General features: G+C 58.9%; 14 protein-coding genes. 6 read left to right on the top strand and 8 right to left on the bottom strand.

All coding sequences use genetic code 11. The features are described 5' to 3' along the window. Nucleotides 1–73 precede the first annotated feature (73 nt). Together ACP2AU_RS07975 and ACP2AU_RS07970 are read right to left on the bottom strand one after the other, a co-directional pair. Nucleotides 74–1,816 carry an alkaline phosphatase D family protein gene (locus ACP2AU_RS07975; RefSeq protein WP_426375582.1) on the bottom strand — a complete coding sequence of 581 codons (1,743 nt, stop codon included), beginning with the start codon at nt 1,814–1,816 and terminating at the stop codon, nt 74–76. Nucleotides 1,817–2,017: 201 nt separating this feature from the next. Continuing rightward, nucleotides 2,018–2,629: a Yip1 family protein gene (locus ACP2AU_RS07970; protein ID WP_426375581.1), complete on the bottom strand. Its 612-nt coding sequence runs from the start codon at nt 2,627–2,629 to the stop codon at nt 2,018–2,020. Between the two features lie 166 nt (nt 2,630–2,795). Between ACP2AU_RS07970 and ACP2AU_RS07965 the strand changes: the two genes are divergently transcribed. Beyond that, nucleotides 2,796–3,599 carry a dienelactone hydrolase family protein gene (locus ACP2AU_RS07965; protein WP_426375610.1) on the top strand — a complete coding sequence of 268 codons (804 nt, stop codon included), beginning with the start codon at nt 2,796–2,798 and terminating at the stop codon, nt 3,597–3,599. A gap of 62 nt (nt 3,600–3,661) precedes the next feature. On the opposite strand, the gene ACP2AU_RS07960 is transcribed toward ACP2AU_RS07965, so the two are convergent. The 5 genes from ACP2AU_RS07960 to cysZ form a co-directional block, all read right to left on the bottom strand. Then, on the bottom strand, nt 3,662–3,868 hold the full coding sequence (locus ACP2AU_RS07960) for a cold-shock protein (protein WP_008172950.1): 207 nt from the start codon (nt 3,866–3,868) through the stop codon (nt 3,662–3,664). A gap of 261 nt (nt 3,869–4,129) precedes the next feature. Beyond that, nucleotides 4,130–4,510 (bottom strand): fluoride efflux transporter CrcB, encoded by a 381-nt coding sequence (gene crcB, locus ACP2AU_RS07955; protein ID WP_426375580.1) that lies wholly within the window; start codon nt 4,508–4,510, stop codon nt 4,130–4,132. A 14-nt stretch (nt 4,511–4,524) separates the two neighbouring features. Beyond that, nucleotides 4,525–6,972, bottom strand: coding sequence for an acyl-CoA dehydrogenase (locus ACP2AU_RS07950; RefSeq protein WP_426375579.1), 2,448 nt, complete (start codon nt 6,970–6,972; stop codon nt 4,525–4,527). Between the two features lie 151 nt (nt 6,973–7,123). Then, a complete protein-coding gene (gene rapA / locus ACP2AU_RS07945) occupies nt 7,124–9,988 on the bottom strand; it encodes an RNA polymerase-associated protein RapA (protein WP_426375578.1) in 2,865 nt (954 codons plus the stop codon). Between the two features lie 18 nt (nt 9,989–10,006). Next, a complete protein-coding gene (gene cysZ / locus ACP2AU_RS07940) occupies nt 10,007–10,756 on the bottom strand; it encodes a sulfate transporter CysZ (protein WP_426375577.1) in 750 nt (249 codons plus the stop codon). Between the two features lie 95 nt (nt 10,757–10,851). Here cysZ and ACP2AU_RS07935 point away from each other — a divergent pair, with 95 nt between their 5' ends. Further along, nucleotides 10,852–11,256, top strand: coding sequence for a VanZ family protein (locus tag ACP2AU_RS07935; RefSeq protein WP_426375576.1), 405 nt, complete (start codon nt 10,852–10,854; stop codon nt 11,254–11,256). Between the two features lie 461 nt (nt 11,257–11,717). Here ACP2AU_RS07935 and ACP2AU_RS07930 read toward each other — a convergent pair whose 3' ends face one another. Then, nucleotides 11,718–12,374, bottom strand: coding sequence for a class I SAM-dependent methyltransferase (locus tag ACP2AU_RS07930; protein WP_426375575.1), 657 nt, complete (start codon nt 12,372–12,374; stop codon nt 11,718–11,720). A gap of 113 nt (nt 12,375–12,487) precedes the next feature. Between ACP2AU_RS07930 and mnmH the strand changes: the two genes are divergently transcribed. The 4 genes from mnmH to ACP2AU_RS07910 all read left to right on the top strand — a co-directional run bounded on the left by mnmH (nt 12,488) and on the right by ACP2AU_RS07910 (nt 16,621). After that, nucleotides 12,488–13,591 carry a tRNA 2-selenouridine(34) synthase MnmH gene (gene mnmH / locus ACP2AU_RS07925; protein WP_426375574.1) on the top strand — a complete coding sequence of 368 codons (1,104 nt, stop codon included), beginning with the start codon at nt 12,488–12,490 and terminating at the stop codon, nt 13,589–13,591. Between the two features lie 105 nt (nt 13,592–13,696). Beyond that, nucleotides 13,697–14,530 carry a mechanosensitive ion channel family protein gene (locus tag ACP2AU_RS07920; protein WP_426375573.1) on the top strand — a complete coding sequence of 278 codons (834 nt, stop codon included), beginning with the start codon at nt 13,697–13,699 and terminating at the stop codon, nt 14,528–14,530. Between the two features lie 160 nt (nt 14,531–14,690). Next, entirely contained in the window at nt 14,691–15,248 is a 558-nt protein-coding gene (locus ACP2AU_RS07915) for an aminoacyl-tRNA deacylase (protein ID WP_426375572.1), read from the top strand. Nucleotides 15,249–15,325: 77 nt separating this feature from the next. Next, on the top strand, nt 15,326–16,621 hold the full coding sequence (locus ACP2AU_RS07910) for an FAD-dependent monooxygenase (RefSeq protein WP_426375571.1): 1,296 nt from the start codon (nt 15,326–15,328) through the stop codon (nt 16,619–16,621). The last annotated feature ends 6 nt before the right edge of the window (nt 16,622–16,627 follow it).

Raw genomic sequence — 16,627 nt, 5'->3', positions numbered from 1 at the left:
CGGATTAACAACACAGCATCCCGGCGGCAGGATCAATGAGCCCGATCAAATATTCACGGTGCTGATCCTGCCGTCAGACACCGGTAACCGGTAACACGGTTCGTTGGCCGGAGCCTGGCAATGTCCTCCGCGCGGCCTCCCGCGCATCGTCCAGCCGGTACTCCTGCTGCTTGACCGTGTCCACGAAATACCAATCCGCCCGGGCTTCTTCCGGGGTGAAGGTAACCACCATATATCCCCGCTGATTGATGTTCAGGTAGTCCAGGTCATCCACCAGCAGGCCAATGCCCTGCTCTGCGCCGGCAATCTGGCTTTCCGGTAACTGCAGATACTCCTCAAGCCCGGGCGAGGACACCGATGCAGTCGCAAACTCCACACCGACCTGGTTGCCGTCCTTGTCCTTGAGGTTATTGGCCCAGGCATTGTGGGTATCTCCAGCCAGCACCACCAGGTTGTGATTACGCTGCCGGGCCGTCCCCAGCACCACCTCCCGCTCGGCCTGGTAGCCGTCCCAGGCGTCCAGATTATAGGGCGCGGCAGTATCGAGACGGGCCTGCTGCTGCTCGGTCAGGGGCATGCCCTGCAACTGCATTCCCTTGAGGGTCGCCAACTCTTGCAGCGTTGCCGGCAGGTTGTCGAACGTTTCGGTGGCAATCGCCAGCAACAACTCGGCAGGCAGGTTCATGCGCCCCATCAAAACCTGCTGGCCCAGCACCTGCCACTGGCCGGTAGAGGTCGCCAGCTTATTCTGCAACCACAGGCGTTGCTCGGCCCCAAGCAGCGTTCGGTTGGGATCACCGACGGCCTGCTTGAATTGCTCGATATTCAGCCCGCTCTTTCTCAGATAATCCAGGTAATCCAGTTGCTGGTCACGGCCGATCACCCGGGTATCCAGCATATGCAGATCCACCAGATTACCGAACCGGAAACTGCGATAGATGATCTCCTCATTATCCTCTGCCGCCGGCCTTATCGGCATCCACTCGAAGAACGCACGCAGTGCATCCAGCTTCCGCTGTTCGAACTCACCCTCACCAGTATTGTGGTTCTCGGCTCCGTTCCGCCAGGTATCGTTGGCTACCTCGTGGTCATCCCAGACAATGATAAACGGCAGCCTCTGGTGGGCTAACTGAAGATCCGGATCTTCCCGATAGACCGCATACCGACGCCGGTAGTCCGCCAGGCTCAGAATTTCCAGATTGTTATCGTCCGGGAAGGTGCGCCCAATGGTTTCAGCATCTTCGGCTCCGTAACTGCCCGGCTCACTGATGTATTCATAAATATAGTCACCAAGATGTACTAACGCATCCAGATCGGTCTGGTTTGCTATCTCGCGATAGACATGGAAATAGCCCGCCGGATAGTTGGCGCAGGACACCACCGCCAGCCTTACCTGGTCCACACTGCCTTCCGGCAAGGTCGATGCGGTGCCAACGGGTGACGTGGCACCGGAGGCCCGAAAACGATAGTGGTAACGCTGGCCGGGAAGCAGGCCCCGGGCATCGACTTTGAGGGTATAGTCGTGCGCTTCAGAGGCCTCTGTGGTGCCAGATTGAACAACAGAGGTAAAATCCGCATCGGTCGCGATCTCCCAGCCTACCTTTACTTTGCTGCCACGTTCAGGGAATGCCCGGGTCCACAGAATAATGCTGTCCTGCAGCGGATCGCCGCTGGCCACCCCATGCGTGAACTGCACTCGCCGTTTATCGTCACTGTCACTATCCAGCACGCAACCTGCGAGGCCGGTAGAAACAGCCACCGCGCCCATCCCGAGCGCCGATGCTTTCAGAAAATCCCGTCTGGTCAATCTGGCCATGGTTCACCCCTGATGTCTAATTATTAGCCGTTACCTTTGCCGGCCTGTTAACCGGCATTCTGAGAAGCTAGACCAGAGAGATGAACTTCGCGTTGCCGGATTGCGACACGGGTATGGCAAATTCCGACAGGAGCGCGGCAAGCGGACTTCGCTCACAAAAAACGGGAGCCGAAGCTCCCGTTGTGTTATTAGACGCCTCTATTATCCGCTGATGAACACTGGCCCCAGGCCCAGGTTCCAGAGAATGACGGAGCCCACACGAGTAGAAACGAGAATCACCAGGGCCACGGTGAGCAGCGCCCCGCCGTACATGACCGCGCGATCTTTTTCGATACCCATGACAATCGGCAGGCCATCGTACATCAGCCAGGCGCCATAACAGGCGGCGGCAAGAAACACGACGGCGTTAAACCAGGGCACCGGATACAGCAACGCAAAACCCGCCAGGAACAGGGGCGTACAGGAATACGCGGCCAGGGCGATGCCGTTGGAGGGGACATGCTCCTCCCTCGCTCCGTAGGTTCTGGCCATCCAGTTAATCGCGTAACCCAGGGCAAACACCCCGACCAGCATGGCCAGATAGGTGAGCACGCTCATCTGCAAGGCGCTGATTTCAGTCAGCTTGATCAGGCGATCGTTGCCGACCGTCCAGCCGAAATGCGCCGTCGAGATATAGGCGCACACAGGCGCAATGGCCGCCAGTATCAACACATAGGCGACGTAGAGCCTGGTTGGATGTTCGTGTTCTTTTCTGATGGATGCCCACTCGTCATCCGGGTGGGTGAAGAGACCAAACGCATGGGAAAGAAGCATAAACCACCCCCTTTATTACTGTTGTAGTTATGGGTGGATACGGCGCCCGAATTGTTTCGGACTTAAAACCGTTCCTGAATTTAACTATAGTCAAGAATGAGATTCAGGAAAGTCAGTCTTGATGCTTTTTCGTTATCAGGATCGCCAGAAAGGAGAAATAAACGCGATGATGCACTTCAGAACAGCCGCACCTGCGGCAATGCTGTTAGCCCTTTTCACCAGCCCAGAGGCGTTCGCGGATATGCAATCGAAAACCATTGAATACTCTGTTGATGGCGAAAATTTCACTGGCTACCTGGCCTGGGATGACGAAGCCGACGGGAAGCGCCCGGGCGTGTTGGTGGTACATGAGTGGTGGGGCCACAACGAGTTTGCCCGTGAGCAGGCAGACAGGCTTGCCGCCTCGGGTTACACCGCCCTCGCCCTGGATATGTACGGTTCCGGCAAGCAGGCCGAGCATCCGGAAACCGCGCAAAAATTCATGCAGGAAGCGACCCGCGATATGGAGCAGGTGAAAGCGCGCTTTCTGAAAGCCAAAACCCTTCTGCAGAATCATGAAAGCGTCGACCCGGATCGCATCGCTGCCCAGGGGTACTGCTTTGGCGGTGCCGTTGTGCTGAACATGGCGCGCCTGGGCGTGGATCTGGCCGGCGTGGTCAGTTATCACGGGGCGCTGGGGAGCCCTCTGCAAGCGGAAGCCGGGGCTGTCAAAGCACGGGTACAAGTCTACACTGGCGGCGCAGACGCCATGGTGCCCTCGGAACAGGTTGCCGGGCTGGTCAGGGAAATGCAGAACGCCGAGGTAGATCTGACGCTGGTCAGCTTTCCCGGCGTGAAACACTCATTCACCAACCCCAATGCCGACCAGATTGCGGAACAGTTTGGAATGCCGGTTGCCTACGACGAAGCCGCGGCGAAGCGTTCATGGCAGGGCACACTGCGCTTCTATGAAGAGATTTTCGGAGAATAAACGGACAATAAAAAAGGCAGCCATGGCTGCCTTTTTTCGGTTATTGCTGAATCCTTCAAGGATTACAGAGCAACAACGTTCTCCGCCTGAGGACCTTTCTGGCCCTGAGTCACGGTGAACTCGACCTGCTGGCCTTCGGCCAGGGTCTTGAAACCAGAGCCCTGAATGGCGCTGTAGTGAACGAATACGTCCGGGCCGCCTTCACGAGTGATAAAGCCAAAGCCTTTTGCTTCGTTGAAGAACTTAACAGTACCGGTAGTAGTAGACATACTTAAACTTCCTGAAATCAATCATATTATCTGCTGCCACACACCCAGGTGGTGCTGGTCAGCGTGTTACGGAAAAACAGAACTCGCGGGATCAAAAACAGGACGGTCACTACTAACTGCGGAGGTACGTCTTATTCATGAACTGCTTTGCTGATTCTTTCCTACCGCTTCACTGTACTCTGGAATACCGGCCTTGCCAAGGGTATTTTCAACAATTTGTATAGGTAGTATTACACAGCATTCAACGGGTTCGAACGCCGCTTACCACCGGGCCAGAGAAAACGTTAAAAAACCCAGTGCGGTCATCAATATAGAGCCCACAACGTGGGCCGTAACCCCGACCACTGCCATGCCCCATTTGCCTTCCTGCAGGGCCGCAAACATCTCCAGCGAAAACGTCGAGAACGTGGTCAGGGCGCCGCACAAACCGGTGACGGCGAACAAGCGCCATTCCGGCGCCAGCGCACTGTTGTTCATGAAGAATCCCATGAGCAGTCCAATCAGCCAGCCCCCGCTGAGATTGGCCACCAGCGTACCCCAGGGAATGGCGTGATAGCTGGCATTAAGCCATAACCCAAGGGCCCAGCGCAGGTTAGCGCCGATCACGGCGCCAACACTCACGGCGAGAACCGATAGCCACATGGTATCCGGCCGCCTCAGGCCGGATTGTGGTCGATCAGGGTTTCCCGATTGCGGGCAAACTCGTCAAACGGGAAGTCATCCACCGTCAGCATCTCGAGCACAACGGTTTCATACTGACGCATGAAGTCTGCCTCTTCCTTGCTGAACACTCCCGCTTCCAGAGCCGCCTCGAAGCGCTCTTCCGGATGCAGTGCGGTCATTGGCAATTCGCCCTTGGCGTAGGCTTTGGTGACCTTGCGGTAGAGTTGCTCGGCCTTGCCATAGTCCTTCAACAGGCCGTTATAGCGCGCTACCGGGTTCTCCGCGATACCTTCGCCATCGGTGGTCCAGGCCCCCGCCATAAGCTTGTGGCGAATGGGCGTGTCGGTGCTGATCGACCGGGCCAGCTTGCGCGCCAGATCATCATGAGGCGCATCCCAGCGACAACCCAATGGCAGCGTGATCGCACGCAGGGCCATAGCCACCGGACGATTCGGCAGATTCTGCAGGAATTCGTCCAGAGCCTGCTCGGTGCGGTTCAGAAGGTAAGCCATGCTGTACTGCATCAGCTCTTTTTCGCCTTCCGCCGGCTGGGTTTCGTGCCAGTTTTTCAGCACCATCGAGGCCAGATAGAGGTTCGACAGCATATCCCCCAGACGGGCCGAGATAAGCTCACGCATTTTCAGCTCACCACCCAGCGTGGTCATCGCGGCATCGGCGCATAAGCCGAAGGCGCTGCTGAACCGTGCCAGCGCCTGAGCATATTTGCGAGAGGCACTGTCGAACGGAACGTCTGCCTTGCCAAGCCCCAGAGCCTGGGTGAAAGCGCGGGCGGCATTGCCGAAGATCAGGCCGGCATGGCCGAAGAAGGCTTCGTCAAAGGCCTTGATGTCGTCGTTATCCTTGGCCGCCAGTTCTTTCAGCACATAGGGATGGCAGCGAATCGCGCCCTGGCCGAAGATCATCAGGCTCCGGGTCATGATGTTGGCCCCTTCTACGGTAATCGAGACCGCTGAGCCACTAAACCCGATACCAAGATAGTTGCGGGGGCCGAGGGTGACGGTTTTGCCGCCGTGCACATCCATCGCGTCGGTCAGAATATCGCGCTGGAATTCGGTCAGGTGGTATTTGAGAATCGCCGAAGGCACCGCCGGTTTCTCACCCCGGTCAATCATGTTGGCCGTATGATTCACCGCCGATTGCGCGATATAAGTTTTGGCAGCAATCCGCGCCAGAGGTGCCTGGACACCCTCCATGTCGGCGACCGGGGTATTGAATTGCCGGCGAATACGCGTGAAGCCACCGGCCGTGCCAACGGCATAGGCCGCGCCGCCCGCTGCGCCGGACGGCAAGGTGATGCAGCGGCCAACCGAGAGGCATTCCACCAGCATACGCCAGCCCTGGCCGGCCATTTCCTGACCACCAATGATGTAATCCAGCGGAATGAAGACGTCTTTACCCTTGATGGGGCCGTTCATGAACGGTGTTCCAATCGGGCAGTGCCGGCGGCCGATTTCCATGCCATCGGTATCCCGGGGGATCAAGGCACAGGTGATCCCGTAATCCTTGGTGTCGCCCAGCAGGCCATCCGGGTCAAACATACGGAAGGCCAGGCCTACCACGGTCGCCACCGGGGCCAGAGTAATCCAGCGTTTCTCGAAATTCAGGCGGATACCCACTACTTCTTTGCCGTCTACTTCCTGCTTGCAGACAACACCGGTGTCTGGCAGCGAGGTTGCATCGGACCCGGCGCGCGGACCGGTCAGGCCGAAACAGGGCACTTCGCGGCCATCCGCCAGCCTGGGCAGGTAGTAGTCTTTCTGCTCGTCGGTGCCGTATTTCACCAGCAACTCGCCCGGCCCGAGGGAGTTAGGTACGCCCACGGTGACCATCAGCATTTCATTTCCGGCCAACTTCTGCAGCACTGCTGTCTGCGCCTTGGCGGAGAACTCCAGGCCACCGTACTCTTTCGGGATGATCATTCCAAAGAACTTTTCTTTTTTCAGAAAATCCCACAAATCCTTCGGCAGGTCGGCCCGCTCAACGGCCACATCCCAGGCGTTGCACATGGAGATGGCCTGGGTGCATTGATTATCCACAAACGCCTGCTCTTCTTCGCTCAGGCCAGTGTGACGGTTGATCAGCAGATTGTGCCAGTCGGGCCGGCCGGAGAAGAGCTCGCCGTCCCATCCCACGGTGCCCGCTTCCAGGGCCACTTTCTCGGTATCGGACACCTTCGGCGCCACTTTCTTGAACATGGCAAACACCCGCGGGGTCAGCCAGCTCTGTCGCAGCTGCGGGAGTCCCGCCAGCGCAGTGACGGCCGCACCGGCCAGAAGGACAAATGCCAGCCAGCCCGACGCCATAAACAGCGACAAGACACCAAACACAAGCATGACGCCGATAGCGGATTTGGCGCCGGCTTCACGGCGCAGAACATACAGCAAGCCTGCCAGAGCCAGCAGGAAAAGAATCAAAGTCATCTCAGGATCTCTCTGTCTTCCATGGATTGGAGCCTCTGGTCACCGCCGAAGCCCTTTGACTACAGTTTGTTACGTTTAACTTACCCTAACAGATGTCCGCCCGCCAGATCACAGTCCGTGTTCACGCGGGCGCAAAAACGGCGCACCTGCCTTACGAAGTTACAATAACCCGGATACCCTCGAGTGCCAGAGAGGCGCGCTCCACGGCACCCCGGGCCGCCGCGTACTGATCGCGCAGGAAATCGATTTCTTCGTTACGGATAGCCGGGTTTACTTTCTGAAGCGCCTCCAGACGCCGGATCTCGGGTGTAAAGCTATCGTCCACCCCGGCCAGTGCCTGCTCCCGCAACGGCGAAAGATGCGGCTGAGCCAGTGTCTCGGCGTGATCGACCATGGTTTCCACCTCGGCCCGGATTTTCGGCACAACGGCCTGGGCAGTGCGCCGGCGAATATTGGAGCAAAGCTCGTTCAGCCTTTCATGAGGAAGCGCCTTGGACAGGTCACGACCATTCACATCCACCACCAGGCGCAGAGGAGACACTGGCAGGTATCGGGTCAGCTGCAAAGCGGCCGGCGCCGGACAATGCACCGCGAACACCGCCTCCAACAGCAAGGTTCCGGGTGGCAACGCTTTGACCGACAGGTTGGCCAGTGCCGCCTTACCCAGCCCGGAACTGGTTACCGAGTCCATAACCCCGGTCACCATCGGGTGCTCCCAGCTCATAAACGCCATATCCTCGCGCTGCAGTGCCTGCTGGCGATCCCAGGTGACCGTCAGGCCGTCTTCCGGAAGCTCTGCCACCAGGCCTGACCGGAACTGTTCCCCGGGCTTGAGAATATCCGCGTGTTCGCTGTGATCCTCCAGGTCAACGCCCAGAATATCAAAGGCCTGGACCATGTAGTCGCGAACCTCGGCAGCATTTTCCTCCGCCTCAATCTTTTCGATCAGCTCCGCCGCCTCGTCTGCCCGGCAGGAGTTCAACTCAATCAGGGCATCCCGACCGTTATGAAGCATTTCTTTCAGCCGGGCGGTGTCCTCAGCACTGGCCGCCAACAGGGGTTCCAGCTGACCTTCGTCACCATCCAGGGCCTGCTGCCACTGGCTATGGACGTGTTCCTGTACCGCCACGCCGACCGCACAACTTTCAGCAAACGCATTCAGACCGTCCTGGAACCAGCGGTACTGGACTTCCTGGCTGGTCCCCTGAAGATAGGGGATATGCAGTCGAATCGCCTCGGTCTGGCCAATGCGATCCAGCCGGCCAATGCGCTGCTCCAGAAGATCCGGGTTCGCGGGCAGATCGAACAGCACCAGGTGGTGGGCAAACTGGAAATTACGCCCCTCGCTGCCAATTTCCGAACAAATCAGCGCCTGGGCCCCCTGTTCGCTATCGGCAAAATAGGCCGCGGCCCGGTCACGCTCGATCAGGCTCAGATGCTCGTGGAAAGCCGCACTGCGAATGCCCGCCCGCAATTGCAGGTAATGCTCCAGGGCCATGGCAGTGCTGGCACTGGCGCAGATCACCACTACCTTGGCCGGGCGCAGGCTTGCGAGCTTTTTCTCCAGCCAGTTCACACGGGGATCCTGCGCCAGCCAGTCCTCTTCTGCCACGGTTTGTTCAGGCGCCAGCCCAACCGTGCCATAACGCTGGCTGTTATCGTACAGATCCGGGCACGGCAGGGGTTCAGGCAGCGGCTGGCGCTCCGGGAAGCCCTGAATGGCTGCCCGGGTGTTTCTGAACAGCACCCGGCCCGTGCCGTGGCGATCCAGTAGCGCATCAATCACGGCCTGGCCGGCATCGTCCGGCGCCAGCAATTCATCCAGCTCGTCCCCAAGCCATCCTGCCAGTGCGTCACGATCGTTCGCGGAGAGCGTATCGGGCGCCTGTTGCAGGCGCCGGACCACCTGATTAATGGCCTCGTAATGCTGTTCTTCGTCCTGAAAGACCGCCAGATCGTGGAAACGGGCGGGGTCCAGCAAACGCAGGCGGGCAAAATGACTGGCCACACCGATCTGCTCCGGCGTTGCGGTCAGAAGCAACAACCCCTGGCTGGCACCCGACAACTGCTCGACCACTTCATACTCGGGGCTGGCCTGCTCCGGGGACCAGGCCAGGTGGTGGGCTTCATCAACCACCATCAAATCCCAGCCCGCCGCCATTGCATCGTTCCGGGCCTTTTCACTGCTCACCAGAAAATCGAGACTGCACAGCACCAACTGGTCTGCCTCGAACGGATTCACCGCATCGTCATCGCCGAAGATATGGTTAACCAGTGCATCGACATCGTCTTCCTCGTTTTTGAGATCGTCGTAACGGGACTGATCGACGATGGAAAAACGCAGGTTGAAACGCCTCAGCATTTCCACCAGCCATTGATGGATAAGCGAATCCGGCACCACGATCAGCGCGCGCCGGGCCCGCCCGGTCTGCAACTGATAATGCAGGATGAGCCCGGCCTCAATGGTCTTGCCCAACCCCACTTCATCCGCCAGCAAGACTCTTGGCGCGTGTCGGCGTGCAACTTCGTGGGCGATGTACAACTGATGCTTGAGATGCTGGGTACGGGCACCGATCAGCCCCTGGGCCGGAGAGGCGCGCAGGCGATCCATATGGTTCAGGGTGGCCACGCGAAGGCGGAAAGCGCCATTGCGATCAAACTGCCCGGCAAACAGGCGTTGATGCGGGGCGGAAAAGTTTACCGAACCGGCCAGTTTCACTTCCGAGATCGGCTGAATATTGTCACCGTCATCGGCGTGGTACACCAGAACACCTTCAAGGTCTTCCACCGCACGCACGGTGTATCGCTCACCGTCAAAGGTCTCAATTTCTTCGCCCAGCTGGTAAACAATCCGGGATAAAGGCGCGTTATCGATAGCGTAAGTGCGCTCCTCATCGGCAGCCGGAAACCCCAGGGTCACCCTACGGCCCGAAATATCCGTTACGATTCCCAACCCCAGGGCGGTATCGCTGTGGCTGACCCAACGTTGGCCGATGACAAATTCCGATGTTTCCAAGAAGCCTCCAGAGCTTGTTTACTGAGTGTTTGAATCGTTTTCCCGAACCCAATAGGCGGTCGCGCCGCACACCGCCGCCGGCACTACAAAGAGATTCAGTACCGGCACCATCGCTGCCAGGGCCACCGGCAAACCGAAGCCCAGTGCAGACAGGCGGGTGTCTGCCAGCAGTTTACGCAGTGCAGGGAAGCTCACCTTGTGATTATCGGCCGGATAATCCACGTATTGAAGCGCCATCATCCAGCTGTTGAACAGGAACCAGAGCACGGCGGCCACCAGGTTGACCACCGGAATAAGGCCAATAATAAACAGGCCCAGCGCCCTTGGCAGGTAATAGGCAATCTTCTGAAGCTCGCGCCAGAGCGCCCGGGGAATATCCTTGATGATGGCCGACCAGCTGTCGTCGGTAGAAACCTCCTGGCCGGTCAGCTGCTTTTCCGTGAGCTCAGACAGATACCCGTAGAAGGGAGACCCGATCAGGTTTGCCACAATCACAAACCCGTAGGCCAGCATCAGCAGAATAACCACGCCGTAAAGCAACCAGAACAACCAGTCGAGGGCCTGCAGCCACGCCCAGTCCGGCAGGAAGGCCATGGCCGCGGCGATCATGGCGGTGAACAGTTCGGCCAGAAAATAGAACAACAGCCCAAAGAGCAGGATGTTGATAATCAGAGGGATGACAACAAACAATCTGAGGCCCGGCTGGCGAATCAGCCCGAAGCCTTCCCCCAGATAGCCCAGTCCACGAAAAAAGTTACCCTTGAGCATTCCTGGTGATCCTCCGCTGCCATGACAATAACGGGGCGCAAAGCATATCATGTCGGAACCATTCCCACAGCCCGCGAGGAGTTTCGGATATCACCATGTCCCGAATCCGGTCGATGATCACCAGGCTACTGACCATGCAAAGACTCTGGCAGACAATGCTGGCAGTCTCCGTCGTGGCCATCTTGTACCTCGCTTTTACCAGCAACAGTTACCCGATACCGGCGTCGGCCAATGACAAAATCAACCATCTGATTGCATTCCTCGAGCTTACCCTGGTCTGCCGCCTGGCCTGGCCGCGACTGTCGCCACTGTGGTTCGTCCCGGCGCTGCTCGGGTTTGGTCTGATGCTCGAACTGGTTCAAGCCAACCTGCCCTATCGGGAGTTTTCCCTCGCGGACCTTGGCGCCGATGCCATCGGCATCGGACTTGGCCTGCTGCCCTGGCCGGGACTGCGCCTGGCTCGGGAAGCGGATTTGCGAAAACCGCCTGATATTGTGTGAGACATTTCCTACAAATATGTAGGAACCCGTCAGCAGGCTTCGTACGCTCTCCATGCTTCACGCTTCAAAATAATAACCAAATTATTGATTTATAGTTATATTTTTATTTTTCCCGGGCCCGGAAACACACCTACCGTGCACAGATCACACTCAGGCCACGCGCAGCATTGGTACTATATTCAACGTCAAGGATGACAGGGAAAAGGACGACGCACGGGATGCACCCCGGCAAGGATCGCGGGGAGAAGCAAGGACTCAAGGAAGCACCGCTTGAGGGATAACGAATCGGATTGCCGGCTAGGATGCCGGCACCAGGGAACGGCATAAGGACTGGCAACACGGCAGTTGCCCACCGCGCACGGAGGCGCCAACCTGTTCCGACCCTGAACTGCCCGGGACGGCGGTTCGGTACCTGTTAGAGGGTAGCCTGTGGGCTACCCTTTATTTTTTTGGCGAGCCGGTTAATGATCCCCCGCCAGATAAATCCTCACCTGATTGAACTCCTCAAACTCGTTCAGGTCCGGCCAGGTTCGGGCTTCAATAACTGCCTTCCGCACATACCCGGGATGCCCCAGATGCTTTACCCGCGAATCGGCCAGCAGTACCGCCGGCGCCGCTCGCTCGAAGGCGCGCAGTAACGGCCGGTTGTCGGGGTCGTAGAGAACATCGGCAGCGGTTATCAGGTCTACGCCCCCGGGCCGCTTGTCCCAGTCATCACACAACTCGACCTCGACACCGTTCAGCCGGGCATTGGCACTCACCGCGGCCAGTGCCCCGGGATCGATATCGCAGGCAATGGATCGTGCGGCACCGGCCAATGCCGATGCGACGGCGACAACACCGGAACCCGCCCCGAAATCCAGAACCGTCTTTCCTGCCACCTGCTCCGGATGCTGCAAAATCCACCGGGCCAGCACCTGTCCGCTTGCCCAACAGAACGACCAATAGGCCGGTTCGGCCACCACCGCCTGGGCCTCTTCATGGCTCAGAGGCCCCTCCAGCACGCCGGGGTCAAACAGATAAAGCCGAATCTCCGGGCAGCCTGCGGGCGCCGACACCGCCACCCGGCCACGACTGAGGGTTTTCTGTAAATGCCGGTTAAGCCTGTCCGGACACATAATTTTTCCTTCGCCAGCACCGAAAGAGCCGGATTGTACCCTTGTCCGGGATGTCGGGGTATCGCCGGTTCGGTATACTGCCGCCTCATCCTGAGCAACAGCGACCCGTTGATATGGCCAGCAGACCCGATACCGACGACTACCTCAATCTGTTCCTGAGCGACGTTCCGCTGATGGACGTTCGGGCTCCGGTGGAGTTCGCCAAAGGCAGCTTTCCAACGGCAGAGAATGCGCCGCTCATGAACGATGAGGAACGGCACCAGGTGGGCATCTGCTACAAAGAGAAGGGCCAGGACGAAGCCATCAAGCTGGGGCATCAACTGGTCTGCGGCGACATCAAAGCCGAACGGATCGAAGCCTGGAAGCGCTTTGCCGCAAACCATCCGAACGGCTATCTGTTCTGTTTCAGGGGCGGCCTGCGCTCGCGGCTGACCCAGCAGTGGATCAAGGAATCCGGCATCGATTACCCGCTGGTCAAAGGCGGCTACAAAGCCCTGCGCCGGTTCCTGATCGACAGCCTGGAGGCCCAGATCGAATCCGGCCAGTTCCGAATCCTCAGCGGCCGCACCGGTACCGGCAAAACCCGGGTTTTAATGGATCTCCCCAATCCGGTCGATCTCGAAGGTCTGGCCAATCACCGGGGCTCCAGTTTCGGTCGCCAGGTCACGCCGCAACCCTCCCAGATTGACTTCGAAAACCGGTTGGCCGTTGCCATGCTCAAGGCCCGGCATCAGGTGGGAGGACCCGTTTACCTTGAAGACGAAAGCCGTCTGGTGGGCCGCTGTGCCCTGCCGGAAAGCCTGCGCGCAAGGATGGCGCAGGCACCGCTGCTCATTCTCGAACAGCCCATGCCGGAACGCATCCGCATTATCCGCGCCGACTACGTCGAAGACATGATAGCCAGTTACTGTCAACGGGACGGCGAGGAAGCCGGCTGGCTGAATTTCCGGGACTACCTGCTGAGCGCTCTCGAGCGGATTCGCAAACGCCTGGGGGGCGATCGCTACCAGAAGCTCCGGCACCTCATGCTGCAAGCACTGGATCAGCAGGAAGCGAACGGCAACCTTGAGGGCCACCACAGCTGGATCGAGTCGTTGCTGACCGATTATTACGACCCGATGTACGACTACCAGTTAACCCGAAAACAGGGGGAAATCCTGGTTCGGGGCAATCCCGACACGCTCAGAACCTGGGCCGGCAGCCATTCCGATACGTAGTCACGACACAAACAGGCAGTGCCGACCATGGCTTTGTCTGCTATATAAAATAAAACCTGAATCGATTTCACTCATAAAAACGAACGAGAAAGGAGCTTTTTCACTATGGAAGATTTATTCGGTGCTAACGGACGCGCCTCCGAATGGGCCGACCAGGCTGTTTCACTGGTTATGGCTTACGCTCCCAAAGTCTTGCTGGCGATTATTACCCTGGTCATCGGCCTCTGGCTGATCAACCGTTTTGTTCGTGTCCTCGATAGTCGCCTGGGCAAAAAAGATCCGACACTGAACAGTTTCCTGTGCGGCCTGATCAGCGCCGTTCTGAAAATCCTGCTGCTGATTTCCGTGGCCTCCATGGTCGGCATTGCCACCACCTCGTTCGTCGCCATCATCGGTGCCGCCGGTCTGGCGGTGGGTTTGGCGCTGCAAGGCAGCCTGGCCAATTTTGCCGGCGGGGTTCTGATCCTGATTTTCAAACCGTTCAAAGTCGGTGATGTCATAGATGCTCAGGGCTTTCTCGGCTCGGTGCGGGAAATCTCGATTCTCTACACCATTGTCGACACCTTCGATAATCGCCGCGTCGTTATTCCCAACGGCCAGCTGTCCAACGCCAGCCTGACCAATCTCAGCGCCTATGAAACCCGCCGCTGCGACATGGCCTTCGGCATCGGCTACGGCGACGACATCGACAAAGCCAAAGCCATTTGCAAGCGCCTGATTGAGGAAGACGAGCGTGCCTTGAAAGACCCGGAGCCCCTGATTGTGGTGGGCGGCCTGGGCGACAGTTCCGTTGACCTGACCGTGCGCGCCTGGACCCATGGCGCAGACTTGTGGCCCTTCTACTGGGATATGCAAGAGCGAGTGAAGAAAGCCTTCGATGCCGAAGGTATTTCCATTCCCTTCCCGCAGCGGGATGTGCATATGTACAAGGCGGACTGAGCGGAACCGGTTCACAGAGTGAAACATCCGGTGGCTCGCAAAGTGCGTATCCTGGTCTAAGCTGACGGCAAGGCGGGGTAAAACCCGCCGGCCATCGGGGCCCGGCCCGGGAAGGCGGTTGGCTCCACAACACTGTCGATGCTGTCAGGAGGTTGTGAATATGCCGGCAAAGCAGCTGAAAACGTTTCTCGATGAGGCAGGTGTGGAATACATGTGCCTCTCCCATCCCCCAGCCTTTACCGCCCAGGAACTGGCGCATCACGTCAAAATCGCCGGTGACCGGGTGGTCAAAACCGTGATTCTGGAACTCGATGGCAAAATGGCCATGCTGGTCATGCCCGCCACCTGGCGCATTCGCTGGGACCGACTGGGCAAAATACTGGATACCGACTTTGTCGATCTCGCGGACGAACAGGCTTTCCAGGACCGTTTCCCGGATTGCGAAGTGGGCGCCATGCCCCCGTTCGGCAACCTTTTCGGCATGAGCGTGTACTGCGCCGAAGTCCTGACCGGGCAACCCGAACTGGCGTTTTCCGCCGGCAGCCACACCGAATCCATTCACATGAAAACCCGGGATTTCCTGAACCTGGTGCAGCCCATGGTCATCAACCAGGGGTTTACCCGGCCCGGCGCCCGCAAGCCGGCCTGGCTGGTGCGCACTCCCCGGCGTGCCAGCAGTCGCGAAGACACCGCAGCGGCCGCAATGGCCGGCTACTGATCCGTCAGGGATTGACCCCGGTCGCTTGTCTGCAACACGGCATCGCGTAAACTGTTGCCAGCACACAGGAACCGGATATGACACAAACCTTTGACACCATCATCGTAGGCGCCGGCATGGTCGGCGCCGCACTCGCCACCGGGCTGGGCCAGAACGGCATCCGGGTTGCCCTGATCGACCAGGCCTCGCCCACGCCCTACCAGGCAGACACTCGCCCCGACATCCGGGTATCTGCCCTGAGCGCCGGCAGTGAACGCTATCTTGCCAGCCTTGGCGCCTGGCCCCGGATGCAGGCTATGCGGATGACGCCCTACCGTCGTCTGGCCGTCTGGGATGAAACCCCCAGCCCGTTCGGGCGGCTGCTTCCGCAAGCACTGACCGAAGTGGAGTTTGATGCAGCTACGCTGGGTGCACCGCATCTGGGGCATATCGTTGAAAACAGCATTACCCAGCTGGCGCTCTGGCAAAGCGCCGAAACCGAACCTCACGTTACCCTGATCACCGGGCATAGCGTGCAGGATCTGGTACAGGAAGACGATTCGGCTACGGTCGTTCTGAGCGACGGCAGCCGGCTGAGCGGCCAGCTGGTAGTCGGTGCCGATGGCGCTCTGTCGAGGGTTCGGGCGTTGGCCGGTATCGGTGTCACCCGGGATCAGTACGAGCAGCAGGCCATGGTGATTTCGGTGCGTTATCGCGGCAGCGTGGAGGACATTACCTGGCAGGGTTTCTATCCCAGCGGGCCAAGGGCTTTTCTGCCCCTCCACAGTGCCGGTGATCAATACCCCGGCGAGAGCTGGGGCTCGCTGGTGTGGTACGACCATCCGGCCCGCCTGGCCAGCCTCAAGGCCATGAGCGAACCACAGCTGATGGCCGAGATCCAGCGACACTTCCCCGAGCGGTTGCCCGAACTGACCCACATCGACGCACGCGCCAGCTTCCCCATCGCCCGCCAGCACGCCAAACAGTATTATCAGAATCGGGTCGTTCTGGTGGGCGACGCCGCCCACACCATCAACCCGCTTGCCGGCCAGGGAGTAAACCTGGGGTTCCAGGATGCCCAGTGTCTGCAGAGTATACTGAAGGAAGCCCGGCGCAACGGCGAAGAGCTGGCGGGGGAGCGCTCGCTGCAACGCTATCAACACCAACGAAAACCTGCGAACCGGCGCATGATGCTGACCATGGACCTGTTCTACCATCTGTTCAGCAATGCCATTCCGCCGGTGCACCTGGCCCGCAACCTGGGCCTGGGCGCGGCACGGGCACTGCCTTTCGCCCGCAACCGGGTGGCCCGCTATGCCATGGGCCTGGATGACCAGCTGCCTGCTCCTCTCCAACACATTGTGAATCGCCTGCCCGGTCTGGGTGGCCTATAGTGGCCT

The organism is Marinobacter sp. VGCF2001, from assembly GCF_049943275.1.
Classification (GTDB): domain Bacteria; phylum Pseudomonadota; class Gammaproteobacteria; order Pseudomonadales; family Oleiphilaceae; genus Marinobacter.
This window is presented reverse-complemented; position numbering and strand designations above follow the sequence as displayed.